Source organism: Hydrogenophaga sp. ANAO-22, from assembly GCF_042466645.1.
Classification (GTDB): Bacteria; Pseudomonadota; Gammaproteobacteria; order Burkholderiales; family Burkholderiaceae_C; genus Hydrogenophaga.
Genome location: NZ_CP159956.1, coordinates 1,038,954 through 1,051,192, shown reverse-complemented (window position 1 = coordinate 1,051,192; position 12,239 = coordinate 1,038,954). Strand labels below are relative to the sequence as shown.

Genomic DNA, 12,239 nt, shown 5'->3' with positions numbered 1-12,239 from the left:
TGAAAATTCCGTGACAGCCATGAACACGACCACCCCCATCACCCTCTTTCACAACCCCGCCTGCGGGACTTCGCGCAACACGCTCGCCCTGATTCGCGAGCGCGGCCTGGAGCCGCAGGTCATCGAGTACCTCAAGACCCCGCCCAGCCGCGAGACCTTGAAGCAGCTCGCGGCGGGCACGGGCGGTTCGGTGCGCACCATCGTGCGCACCAAGGCCGCGCCTTACGAAGAACTCGGTCTGGCCGATCCGAAATGGAGCGACGAGCAGTTGCTCGACTTCATGGAGCAGCATCCCATCCTGCTCAACCGGCCCATCGTGGTCACGCCGCTGGGCACGCGCGTGTGCCGCCCGGCCGAGACGGTGCTGGAGATCCTGCCGCCGGCCTGATCAGCCCGCAGCCGCCGCGCGCCGCAGCAGGGCTTCGCCCATGCGGATGCGGTGGCCCGTGTCCACGCCCTCGCACAGGGCGAAGCCCGGTGGCGTGAACACCAGGATGGTCGAACCGTGTTCGAACCAGCCCATCTCCTCGCCCTTGTCGTAACGCGTGTCGCAGGGCAGCTCGTGCGGCCCCCGGTATTGCGCGTTGAGCGCCACCTCCACCGCGCGCAGCCGCATGCTGGCCACCAGGATGGCGGCCACCGGCACCAGCAGCAGGGGGGTGCCGTCGGTGAGGCGCGCGTGCAGCGCGGCGCGCTCGTTCTTGCAGAACAGGCGCTCGATGCGTTGGAGCGCGATGGGGTTCACGTTCCAGGTGTCGCCGCTGTGGTAGGTCACGTGCTCCAGCGCCAGCGCGGCGGGCGCGTGGAAGCGGTGGTACATGCTGGAGGTGAGTCGCAAGGTGACATAGCTGCCGCCGCGCAGCGTGTCGATCATGGCGCGCGCGCGCGGATCGGGGCCCAGCAGGTCGGTGAGCGGGTATGGGAAACCCTTGGCCTGGAACACCTGGGCGCCCGGGTCGTCGCCGATGCGCCCGCAGGCGCCGACGATGGCGTCGCAGGGGCTGGCCAGCACCTCGGGGCGCGGGTCGACCGGCCGCAGGCCGGGCTTGAGTTCGCGCACGAAGCAGTCGTGCAGGCTGTGGAACGAGGTCTTCTTCGCCTCGCTCAGGTCGATGTCGGTGAAGGTGCGCCACACCGCCATGGAAGCGTCGCGCACCCAGGGGTGGCGGATGCGGCTGAACCAGCCCATGAAGCGCGTGAGCGCCGCGCGCGGCACGCGGTTGGTGAGCAGGAAGTTGATGTCTTCGTTGAGCGCGAGGCGCTGCAGCTGTCTTGAAAGATTCATATGTGCGTCATGTGGGAGACCTACAAACGACACACATCAACCGCCCTGGAGCGCTTGCCGCATGTCCTACCTTCCTTACGCCTTGCCCCTGGGTTCGCTGGTGCTGGCCCTGCCATACCTGCGGCAGCGCCTGCAGCTTTCGCGGGCCAAACACCGCTCGCTGGCCGGCCATTCGCGCATGGCCAAGCGCCTGGCGACCTGGTTGCCCGGCTACGCCTACGACGAGGCGCGTTTCTTCGATTGCGATGGCGCGCCGGGCGACATCGCGAAGCTGCGCCGCGCCTCGTTCGACACGCTCGCCGCCGGCTTCGCCCAGCGCTACGAGAAAAGCCTGGCGCTGAGCGCCGAAGCGCGCGAAGGCCTGGCCGACCTGCAGTTCACCGGCAGCTACCGCGTGCCCTTCCAGTTCAGCCCCATCGTGCGCGAGCGGCTCAAGGTGGGCGCCTTCGTGCAGTCCGCCGAGGGCAGCCACGTGACCGACCTGGACGGCAACCGCTTCATCGACCTCACCGGCTCCTATGGCGTCAACGTGTTCGGCGTGGACTTCTACAAGGCCTGCATGGCCGAGGGCGCGCGCATTGGCGAGTCGCTGGGCCCGGTTCTCGGCGCCTACCACCCCTGCGTGGCGGACAACATCGCGCGCCTGAAGGCGATCTCGGGCCAGGACCAGGTGTCGTTCCACATGTCGGGCACCGAGGCGGTGATGCAGGCCGTGCGGCTGGCTCGCTACCACACGCGGCGAAAGAACCTGGTGCGCTTCTGTGGCGCGTACCACGGCTGGTGGGAAGACGTGCAGCCTGGCCCCGGCAACCCGATGCCGCCGCGCGAGACCTACACCCTGAAGGACATGGACGAGAAAAGCCTGCAGGTGCTGCGCACGCGGCGCGACATCGCCTGCGTGCTGGTCAACCCGCTGCAGGCCCTGCACCCGAACCGCAACGCGCCCGGCGACTCCACCCTGGTGGACGGCAGCCGCAGCGCGGGCTACGACCGCGCGGCCTACACCGCGTGGCTGAAACAATTGCGCGAGGTCTGCACCGAGCGCGGCATCGTGCTGATCTTCGACGAGGTCTTCCTGGGCTTTCGCCTCGCGCCCGGTGGCGCGCAGGACTACTTCGGTGTGCGCGCCGACCTCGTCACCTACGGCAAGACGCTGGCCGGGGGCTACCCCGTGGGCGTGGTCTGCGGCCGGGCCGATCTGATGAAGCGCTTCCGGCCCGAGCGCCCGGCCGACGTGTGCTTCGCGCGCGGCACCTTCAACGCGCACCCCTACGTGATGGGCGGCATGAACGCCTTCCTGCGCCGCCTGCAGACGCCGGAGATCCAGGCCTTGTACGAGGACCAGGACACGAAGTGGGACGCGCGCGCGAAGCGCTTCAACGACACGATGGCCGCCGAGGGTTTCCCGGTGCGCGCGGCGAACCTGCAGAGCATCTGGACGCTCACCTACACCGAACCCGGTCGTTACCACTGGATGCTCCAGTACTTCCTGCGCTGGCATGGGCTGGCCTTGAGCTGGGTGGGCACGGGGCGGCTGATCTTCGGTTTGAACCTGCACGACGGCGACTTCGAGGAGGTGCTGCGGCGCTTCGTGGCCGGCGCGCGGGACATGCAGACCCAGGGTTGGTGGTGGCGCGCGCCGGAACTGACGCACAAGGCGATCCGGCGCCAGGTGCTGCGCGAGATGTGGCAGCACCTGGGGCGCTGAGGGCTCAGCTGCGCTGGGCGATGCCGGGATCGATCAGCTGGCCGCGCATCAGGTACAGCGGCGCCTTGTAATACAGCTTGATGTCGTGGAACGGGTCGGTGAGGATCTTGGTCATCCACACCAGGCCGGTCTTGACGTCGGCGATGAAGAACAGGTGCACGGTGCGGAACAGCAGGCCGCCCACGCCCAGCGCGAGCCACAGCGCGCCCACCTGGCGGATGAACGACATGCCGTCCGTGTGCGGCTCGAACAGGCCGAACACGCCGGGGGCGGCCCACACCAGCAGCGGCGTGCCGGCCCACAGGGCCATCAGCACCACCTTGCGGCGCAGGTTGTAGCCGACCTTGATCTCTTCCTTGTGTTCGTGCGTGGCCTGGTTCACGTGGTCGTAGCCCTTGGGCTCGAAGAAGAAATGGCCGGCCTGGCGGCTGGTCATGGACACGAGCCAGGCGATCAGCGCCGACAGCACGGGGTCGGTCCACAGCAGGGCATAGGCCACCACGAAGCTCATGGCGCTGATGAAGTGCAGCGTCTGGTTGATGCGGCTGTGGTGGTAGTAGCGGTGGTCGTCCCAGCGCTGGACTTCAAGGGTCTTGAAAAAATCGTTCACGGTGGCTCCAGAGGGTTGCTAGGGGTGGCGTCAAACGCCTGTCATGTTGGTTCGCGCGTGTGAAAACCCGGTGACAGCCGCGCGCTGTCATCAGACTGTTGCAATGCCCCGGGAAGATGGCCGCATGACCGAAGTGCACTCAGATCAGATCCTGGTGGAGGAATACCCGGCCAGCAGCCCCTCGATGCGCCTGTCGGTGGTGACCGAGACCTGGCCGCCCGAAATCAATGGCGTCTCGCTCACGCTCTCGAAGCTGGTGCAGGGCCTGTGCGCGCGCAACCACCAGGTGCAGCTGATCCGGCCGCGCCAGACGCGGGCGGACGAGGCGCTGCAGCACACCGGTTTCGAGGAATTGCTGATGCGCGGCATGCCGATCCCGCGTTACCCCGAGCTCAAGCTCGGCCTGCCGGGCAAGCGCGCGCTGATCCAGGCCTGGACGCTCAAGCGGCCCGACCTGGTGCACATCGCCACCGAAGGGCCGCTGGGCTGGTCGGCGCTGCAGGCCGCGCGCCGCCTGCGCCTGCCGGTCACGTCCGACTTCCGCACCAACTTCCATGCCTACAGCCAGCACTACGGCGTGGGCTGGCTGCGCAAGCCCATCGTGGCCTACCTGCGCAAGTTCCACAACCTCACGCGGCTCACCATGGTGCCCACCCAGGCGCTGCGCGCCGAACTCATGGCAGGGGGCTTCAACAACGTGCAGGTGGTCGCGCGCGGCGTGGACACGCAGCTGTTCCGGCCCGACCGCCGCAGCGAGGCGTTGCGCGCGCAATGGGGCGCCACCGCCAACAGCCTGGTGCTGCTGGTCGTGGGGCGCCTGGCCGCCGAGAAGAACCTGGACATGGTGCTGCGCGCCTTCGAGGCGATGCAGGCGGCCCACCCCGATGTGAAGCTGGTGTTCGTGGGCGACGGGCCTTTGCGCGAGAGCCTGCGCCAGCGCTGTCCGCAGGCGGTGTTCGCGGGCATGCGGCGGCACGAGGAACTGGCCACGTACTACGCCTCGGCCGATCTCTTCCTGTTCCCCAGCGTCACCGAGACCTTCGGCAACGTGACCATCGAGGCTCTGGCCAGCGGGCTGCCCGTGCTGGCCTTCGACACCGCGGCCGCGGCCGACTGGGTGCGGCACGAGGCCAACGGCTGGCTGGTGCCGCTGGGCGACGACGAGGCCTACCCGGCCCTGGCCGCCGGCCTGGCGCGCGATCCCGCGCGCCTGGCGCAGGCCAGCACGCTCGCCTGCGCCCAGGTGGCGCAGCTCGACTGGCAGCAGATCGCGCTGCAGGTGGAGGCGCTGTTCCTGCAGACGCTGGGCACGCCGGCGAGCCCGGTGGTCGCCGCGCGCGGCCACACCTTGCCCGCCGTGTGAAGGCTTGATGACAACGCGTTTGCCGAAGCGCGTTGCTCGGTCATTGCGACAGTCACGGAAGGGTCATGTGGGACACACACACTGCGGATGCATTTTTTTGTAACCCCGGAGCGACCATGTCCCACCACGATCCCGAAGAAAACCTCAACGACTCCCCGAACGAACACTTCCAGCAGGTGCTGGAACGCGCCACGCTGTCCCGCCGCAACCTGATCCGCGGTGGCGTGGGCCTGGCCGCCGTCTCGTCCATTCCCTTCCTGGCCGCGTGTGGTGGCGGCAGCGATGCGCCCGCTCCGGCCCCCGCACCCGCTCCGGCCCCGGGCCTGGGCTTCACGGCCATCGACAAGAGCCTGCTCGACGACGTGATCCTGCCCGCCGGCTACACCTACAAGGTGGTGCACGCCACCGGTGACCGCCTGGTCTCCAGCATCCCGGCCTACACCAACCTCGGTACCGAGACCGACGAATGGACCATGCGCGTGGGCGACCACCACGACGGCATGGACCTGTTCTACGTCAATGGCAGCGGCAACTACTCGGCCACGGAGACCACGCGCGCGCTGCTCGTGATGAACCACGAGAGCTCGGCCGATGCGCACTTTTTCCACCCCAGCGGCCAGACCTCGGGCGGCGTGGCGGGCAAGAAGTTCAGCCAGTTCGACAGCTGGGACCTGGGCGTGCGGCCCGAGCTGGAAGTGCTCAAGGAAATCAACCACCACGGCGTGTCGGTGGTGGAAGTGGGCAAGAACGGCGCCGGCCAGTGGGAATACAAGCTGGACTCGCTCTACAACCGCCGCGTCACCGGCCAGTCGCTCATGCGCATCGACGGCCCGGCCGCGCACCTGGCGGCCATCAAGAGCTTCATGGTGACGGCCTACGACACCACCGGCGCCACCTCGCGCGGCACGCTGAACAACTGCGGCCACGGCAAGACGCCGTGGGGCACCTACCTGGCTTGCGAAGAAAACTGGGCTGCCTACTTCTTCATGCCCGGTGGCTCGGTGGACGTGGACGCCAAGACCAAGGCCTCGCGCCTGCGTTATGGCGTGATGCGCGCGCCCAATGCCGGCGCCACCGCCGGCTCGCAAGGCTGGTCCAACACCGCCACGGCCGCCACCGACAACCGCTTCGGCCGCTGGGACGTGTCGGCACCCGGCGCCACCGCCGCGCAGGACTTCCGCAACGAGCCCAACACCTTTGGCTACATCGTCGAGATCGACCCGCTGACCAGCGGCACGCCCGCCAAGCGCGTGGCCCTGGGCCGCTTCGCGCACGAGGCCGCGGTCTGCGGCATTCCGGTGGTCGGCCAGCCGCTGGCCTTCTACATGGGCTGCGATTCGCGCAACGAGTACATCTACAAGTTCGTCTCCGCCGCCGTGTGGCGCGCCTCCGACGTGGGCGGTGGCATGGCCGCCGGTGACCGCTACCTCAACGAAGGCAAGCTGTACGTCGCGAAGTTCAACGACAACGGCAGCGGCGAGTGGATCGAGCTCAACATCGCCAACCCGCTGATCAGCGGCTACGCCACCTACGTCTTCGCCAACCAGGCCGACGTGCTGATCAACGCGCGCCACGCCGCCGACGCCGTCGGCGCCACCAAGATGGACCGCCCGGAGTGGGGCGCGGTGAACCCGGCCAATGGCGAGATCTACTTCACCATGACCAACAGCAACGCGGCCAGCCGCCCGGTGACCGGCACCAACGGCGCCAACCCGCGTTCGTACGCCGACAACGACGGCCGCGCACAGACCGGCAACCCCAACGGCCACATCGTGCGCTTCAAGGAAACCGCCGGCGCGTCCTCGGCCACCTCCTTCAAGTGGGACATCTTCCTGTTCGGCGCGGAAGCCGATGCGGGCGCGAACATCAACCTCTCGGGCCTGACCGCGAAGAACGACTTCTCGTCGCCCGACGGCCTGTGGTTCAGCAAGGCCACCGGCATCTGCTGGATCCAGACCGACGACGGCGCCTACACCGACCAGAGCAACTGCATGCTGCTGGCCGCGATTCCGGGCGCGGTGGGCGATGGCAGTGCGATCACGGTGAACAACAGCCTGGGCGGTGTCAACGGCACGCAGAACACCTTCATTGGCGCCGCGCTGGGTGAGGCCAAGCTGCGCCGCTTCATGGTCTCGCCCAAGGGCGCCGAAGTCACGGGCATCACCGAGTCGGCCGACGGCCGCGCGATCTTCGTGAACATCCAGCACCCGGGCGAGAACACGCCCGCGCTGGGCGCCGGTCCGTTCGCCTTCCAGAGCCAGTGGCCGGGCAACTCGCCCAGCGCGCCTTACGGCCCGCTGGGCCGCCCGCGTTCGGCCACCATCGTCATCACCCGCACCGACGGCGGCGTGATCGGCCAGTGACGCCTTCGGGCGACTGAAGAAAAAAGCCCGGCTCTGCCGGGCTTTTTTTGTGCGTCAGCGGCGAGCCAGCCACGCCTCCAGCGGCCATCGCCGGTGGCCGCTGAGCCGGGCCGCCGCCAGGGCCGGCAGCCACAGGCCCAGGCAGCCCAGCACGGTCTGCAGCGTCGTGGGCGCCAGCGCCCAGCCCGCGCCCGAGAGCAGCACCAGGCAAAGGGCGCTGTGCCCCACATACAGCGTGAGGGTGCGCTGCCCGAGCGGGGCGAGCCACCCGCACCAGCGCGCCCGGCCGCCATCGGACGCCAGGACCACGACCGCGAGGTAGCAGGCGGCCACGGGCAGCGCGATCAGGTCGCCGAGCGCCTCGATCCAGGGGTTGATGTCCGTCGCCGCGTCGTGCGCCGCCCAGGCCCAGCCATAGGCGATGCTCAGCACGAGCAAGGGCGGGCCCGCCAGCCGCAGCCCGCGCCGCCACAGCGGCCGCCATCGGCGGTGGGTCAGCAGCCGCAGGCGCGCCGCGGCCACCCCGCCCACCATGCACAGGTACATCACCGGCCCGCCGACGATCAGGGCCACGATCTGGACCACCGCGTAGAAGCCGGCGTTGAGCTGGAAGAAGGCCCAGGCGCCCTGGACGGTCGAGAGCGAGGGCGTGTCCGCCCGGGCCGGGCTGTCGGCGGCCACCAGGATGAACCCCAGCAACACCAGCTTGGCCAGCACCGCCCAGCCCAGTGCGCGCCAGAGGTGGCGGCGGAACGCGCCCCAGGGCAGGTGCAGGCGGCGCAGCAACGGCCGGCCGACCAGGGCGTAGAGCGTGAGGATGTCGCCGAAGTAGAGGAACGCGCCGTGGAAGATGCCCAGCTGCAGCAGGCGGCGCTGGCGCCGCTGGCCGCGCTGCAGCGCTTCGGCCCTGGGGCGGCCTCGGGCGGCGAGCCAGAGCGCCATGCCGAAGACGAAGGCCAGCGTGGTGTAGCCCTTGCCGTGCAGCAGGGCGGCCACGAGTCCCTGGGTCACCGAGGACCAGGCGCTGTCGGGCGGGGTGCGAAAGCCCAGGGTCGGTCCCCAGGGCGCGGAGGCGTAGCCGATGGCATTGACCACCAGCACCGAGATCAGGGCGAGGGCGCGCAGGGCGTCCGGCAGGGTCTCGCGCGGGTGTTGGAGGCGGGGCGGGGCCATGGCTCAGGCCCCGTCGACCGGCATCTGCGTGCCGGTCTTGAGCCGGCCCATGGTGACCAGGGTCTTGAATCGCTTCACGTTGTGGTTCTCGAAGAAGAGTTCGCGCGTGAGCTCGGTGTAGTGGCCCATGTCGCGAACCGCGAAGATCAGCACGAAATCGCATTCACCGGCGACGTAGTAACACTGCTGGATGAAGGGGCAGCGCAGGAAGGCCTGTTTCATGGCGTCCAGCAGGTCCATGCGCTCGTTCTCCACCTGCACCTCCACCACGATGGTGAGCGGGTAGCCCAGGGCCTCGGGCCGCACCTGCGCGGCAAAACGCTCGATCACGCCCTGCTCGGTCAGGCGCTTGATGCGGCGGTTCACCGCGGCGGCGGACAGGTGCACGCGCGCGCCCAGCTCGGCCTGCGGCATCCGGCAGTCTTCCTGAAGCAGGGCGATGAGTTGGCGGTCGAAGGCGTCCAGCGGGGCGGGGGCGGTCATGGCGGTGCGTCCAGCTTGCAATAACGTTGCGTTGAAGCTGCGAATTATCGAATCTGAATGCGTTGGATGGAAATAAAATTTCGTGTTCCAGCCGATACCGCTTTGTCCCGATGACCTCCTCCTCCAGCCCCGCCGACACGGCGTCCGGCGTCGCCTATTCCCTCACCGCCTCGGTCCTGTTCGCGCTGATGTACTTCCACGCCACGCTGCTCGCGCCGCTGGGCGGTGCCGGCATCTACGGTTGGCGCATCCTGCTGACCTCGCCCTTCCTGGGCGCCTTCATCCTGCTGTCGCGGCGAGGCGCGGAGATCACCGAGCTCTGGCAACGCCTGCGCGAGCGCCCGGTGCTCTGGCTGGCCATGCTGCTGTCGTCCGCGCTGCTGGGCGTGCAGCTGTGGCTGTTCATGTGGGCGCCCATCAACGGCCATGGGCTGGACGTGTCGCTGGGCTATTTCCTGCTGCCGCTGACCCTGGTGCTCACCGGTCGCGTGTGTTTCGGCGAGCGCATCACGCGCTGGCAGCTGGTGGCCTGCGCGCTGGCCGCGCTGGGGGTGGTGAACGAGCTGCTGTACGCGCCCCGGGTGTCCTGGCCGGCCTTCGTGGTGGCGCTGGGCTACCCCTGCTATTTCGCGCTGCGGCGCGTGCTGCGCACCAACCACCTGGGCGGCATGTGGTTCGACATGGTGCTGAGCCTGCCGGTGGGGCTGTGGTTCATCGCCGCGCCGCTGCCCGAGGGCGCAGGCGCGCTGCGGCACCCGGTGCTGGGCATCCTCGTGCTGGGCGTGCTCAGCGCGGTGGCGCTGGCCTTCATGATCACGGCCAACCAGCGCCTCAAGCTGGGCCTGTTCGGCCTGCTGAGCTATGTGGAGCCGGCGCTGCTGGTGGTGGTGTCGCTGCTGCTGGGCGAGCGCATCGCGCAGAGCCAGTGGCTCACCTACGGCGCCATCTGGGCCGCGATCGGGCTGCTGGCCTGCGAAGGCCTGCTGAGCCTGCGCGCCCTCAGGCCGCAGGCCCTTCCTCGGTGACGAAGCTGTCGCGCACGGTGAACCAGATCGAGGTGTGGAACATGGCCGCGAGCAGCAGCACCATGGGGTAGATCACCAGGTTGAGCAGGGCGGTGCCGCCCAGCAGCACGGCCAGCAGGTTCATCACCACGCCGGCCATCATGATCACGGCCATCCAGCCCAGGCCGTAGAGCAGCATGGCGCCCTTGTTGGCCCAGCAGGCCATCAAGCTGAAGAACAGGCTCTTGAGCGGCGTCACCTTGTGCCAGTGCACCAGCGCGGGCGCGTGCCAGAAGGCCATGACCACGGGCACGTACAGCACCAGCGCGGCCCACAGGCCCGGGTTGTTGAACATGGCGCGCACCCGCTCGGGCGTGACCTCGCCATCGGGCAACTCCACCACCGGTGCCACCTCGGGCGCGAACAGCGCGCCCACGCCGAACACCAGCATCAGGGCGGCGGCGTACATCGCGCCCAGGATGAGCATGGACCGGGTGTTCGCCGGCCCGGCGCGAAAGGCCATCACCATGGTGGTCGGCATCGGGAAGCGGCCCTGCTGGGCCTCGCGGCTGGCGGCCATGAGGCCCAGCGTGGCCGCCGGCACCAGCGCGAGCGAGAGCAGGGTGCCGATGACCGGCACCAGCGACAGCACCGAGACCGTGGCCATGAACATGAAGAACAGGCCCGCCATCGCCAGCGGCTGGCGGAAGAAGGTCTGCGCCCCGAGCTTGACCCATTGGAAGCCGGTGCGGGCGGGAACGATGTGGAGTTTCATGCAGGGGGCAGGCTCAGGCGGACTGCAGCGCGTCGTCGCGCACCAGGGCCGCCAGGGCAGGGGTGTCGCGCACCCGGGCGCGCAGCACGCGCTCGAAGTGGCCGGGGTCGTGGGGCTGCAGCAGCGCCGCTTCGCGCGGCAGGTGCAGGTCCCACAGGCGGGAGATCCAGAAGCGCAGGGCGCCCGCGCGCAGCAGCGCGGGCAGCAGGCTGCGCTCGGCCGCCGTGAGGGTGCGCACCGCCTGGTAGGCCGCGAGCAGGGCGAGCGAGCGCGGCGTGTCCAGCGAGCCGTCGTGGTCCTCGTCGTGCAGCACGCACCAGTCGTTGAGGCAGACGGCGATGTCGAACAGGAAGGTGTCGCAGCCGGCGAAATAGAAGTCGAAGATGCCGGTGAGCACACCGTCCTCGAACAGGGCGTTGTCGCGGAACAGGTCGGCGTGCACCGGGCCGCGCGGCAGGGCCGCGTAGGCGGGGCCCTGGGCCACGTGGTTCTGGTAGGCCAGTTCCGAGCGCAGCAGATCGGCCTGGCTGGGGGTGAGGAAGGGCAGCACCACCGGCGCCGTCTCGTTCCACCAGGGCAGGCCACGCAGGTTGGGCTGGCTCATGGAGAACTCGCGCCCGGCCAGGTGCATGCGCGCGAGCATGGCGCCCACCGCCTCGCATTGCGCCACGCCGGGGGCCAGATCGCTCTTGCCGCGCAGCCTGGCCACCACGGCGGCCGGCTTGCCCTGCACCTTGAGCAGGATCTCGCCCTGGGCGTTGGCCGCCGGCGCGGGCACCGGAATGCCGCGCTCGGCGAGGAACTTCATGAGGTGCAGGTAGAACGGCAACTGCTCGAAGCCCAGGCGCTCGAACACGGTGAACACATGCTCCAGCGTGGCGCCGTCGCGCTCGCTGGTCACGAAATAGTTGGTGTTTTCAATGCCGCCCTGGATGCCCTTGAGGTCCGTGAGGTCGCCCAGTTGGAGGGTGTGCAGGAGGGCAGCGGCTTCGTCGAACGCGACTTCGGTGTAAACGGCCATGTGGCGGGAACGCTCAGAAATTCAGGATGCGCCAGCTGCTGCGCCCGGCGCTGCCGGTGCGCTTGCCGCTGTCGCCCGCGCCGGTCTGGCCGTTGTCGGGCTGGATCTGGTAGGCCGGGGCGCCGTTCTTGGGCTGCACCTCGATGCTCTGCGTCTGGCCGCCCACGCGCAGCTCGTCGATCCGGGTGAGTTTGTCCTCGTGCGTGATGCGCTCGATGTTGTCGCGCGGCGAGGCGGGCTCGCGCGGGGTTTCCGCCGGGGCCACCTGGGCCAGGGCAGGCAGGGCAATGCACAGGCCGGCCACGAGGGCGGCAAGGGGATGGCGGTGGATCGGGTTCATGCGGCATTGTAGGCAAGCCGGGCCGGGTGCGCTGCTGACAGGGGGAAGCCGGTTACCGCCGGATACGGGCCGCGGACCGGCGGGGCAGGGCGCGATCTCCGCCACAATCGCCCC

12 protein-coding genes are annotated in these 12,239 nt (G+C 69.2%); 5 read left to right on the top strand and 7 right to left on the bottom strand.

Annotation, left to right across the window (positions count from 1 at the left end):
• Nucleotides 1-19 precede the first annotated feature (19 nt).
• Nucleotides 20-388: an arsenate reductase (glutaredoxin) gene (gene arsC / locus ABSY19_RS04900; RefSeq protein ID WP_382159644.1), complete on the top strand. Its 369-nt coding sequence runs from the start codon at nt 20-22 to the stop codon at nt 386-388.
• Here the strand turns inward: arsC and asd are convergent, their stop codons facing one another.
• The gene (asd, locus tag ABSY19_RS04895) at nt 389-1,285 is read right to left on the bottom strand and encodes an archaetidylserine decarboxylase (protein ID WP_382159641.1); all 897 of its coding nucleotides are present in this window, start codon (nt 1,283-1,285) and stop codon (nt 389-391) included.
• A gap of 61 nt (nt 1,286-1,346) precedes the next feature.
• Between asd and ABSY19_RS04890 the strand changes: the two genes are divergently transcribed.
• Nucleotides 1,347-2,993 (top strand): aminotransferase class III-fold pyridoxal phosphate-dependent enzyme, encoded by a 1,647-nt coding sequence (locus ABSY19_RS04890; RefSeq protein ID WP_382159638.1) that lies wholly within the window; start codon nt 1,347-1,349, stop codon nt 2,991-2,993.
• Between the two features lie 4 nt (nt 2,994-2,997).
• Here the strand turns inward: ABSY19_RS04890 and ABSY19_RS04885 are convergent, their stop codons facing one another.
• Nucleotides 2,998-3,603 carry a hypothetical protein gene (locus ABSY19_RS04885; protein WP_382159636.1) on the bottom strand — a complete coding sequence of 202 codons (606 nt, stop codon included), beginning with the start codon at nt 3,601-3,603 and terminating at the stop codon, nt 2,998-3,000.
• Nucleotides 3,604-3,727: 124 nt separating this feature from the next.
• On the opposite strand from ABSY19_RS04885, the gene ABSY19_RS04880 reads away from it, so the two are divergent.
• Both ABSY19_RS04880 and ABSY19_RS04875 read left to right on the top strand, forming a co-directional pair.
• A complete protein-coding gene (locus ABSY19_RS04880) occupies nt 3,728-4,966 on the top strand; it encodes a glycosyltransferase family 4 protein (RefSeq protein WP_382159633.1) in 1,239 nt (412 codons plus the stop codon).
• Nucleotides 4,967-5,082: 116 nt separating this feature from the next.
• Complete coding sequence (locus ABSY19_RS04875) at nt 5,083-7,329, top strand: PhoX family protein (protein ID WP_382159630.1); 2,247 nt, start codon at nt 5,083-5,085, stop codon at nt 7,327-7,329.
• Nucleotides 7,330-7,383: 54 nt separating this feature from the next.
• Here ABSY19_RS04875 and ABSY19_RS04870 read toward each other — a convergent pair whose 3' ends face one another.
• Nucleotides 7,384-8,502, bottom strand: a complete 1,119-nt coding sequence (locus tag ABSY19_RS04870) for a DUF418 domain-containing protein (protein ID WP_382159627.1) — start codon at nt 8,500-8,502, stop codon at nt 7,384-7,386.
• 3 nt (nt 8,503-8,505) lie between these two features.
• Entirely contained in the window at nt 8,506-8,985 is a 480-nt protein-coding gene (locus tag ABSY19_RS04865; protein ID WP_382159624.1) for an Lrp/AsnC family transcriptional regulator, read from the bottom strand.
• A 110-nt stretch (nt 8,986-9,095) separates the two neighbouring features.
• Here ABSY19_RS04865 and rarD point away from each other — a divergent pair, with 110 nt between their 5' ends.
• A complete protein-coding gene (gene rarD, locus ABSY19_RS04860; protein ID WP_382159621.1) occupies nt 9,096-10,010 on the top strand; it encodes an EamA family transporter RarD in 915 nt (304 codons plus the stop codon).
• On the opposite strand, the gene ABSY19_RS04855 is transcribed toward rarD, so the two are convergent.
• From ABSY19_RS04855 to ABSY19_RS04845, 3 genes are read right to left on the bottom strand one after another with little or no spacing between them, the layout of a single operon-like run.
• The gene (locus ABSY19_RS04855; protein WP_382159618.1) at nt 9,985-10,764 is read right to left on the bottom strand and encodes a BPSS1780 family membrane protein; all 780 of its coding nucleotides are present in this window, start codon (nt 10,762-10,764) and stop codon (nt 9,985-9,987) included. The genes rarD and ABSY19_RS04855 overlap by 26 nt on opposite strands.
• 13 nt (nt 10,765-10,777) lie before the next feature.
• Entirely contained in the window at nt 10,778-11,785 is a 1,008-nt protein-coding gene (locus ABSY19_RS04850) for a homoserine kinase (protein WP_382159615.1), read from the bottom strand.
• 13 nt (nt 11,786-11,798) lie between these two features.
• Entirely contained in the window at nt 11,799-12,125 is a 327-nt protein-coding gene (locus ABSY19_RS04845) for a hypothetical protein (protein WP_382159612.1), read from the bottom strand.
• Nucleotides 12,126-12,239 lie beyond the last annotated feature (114 nt).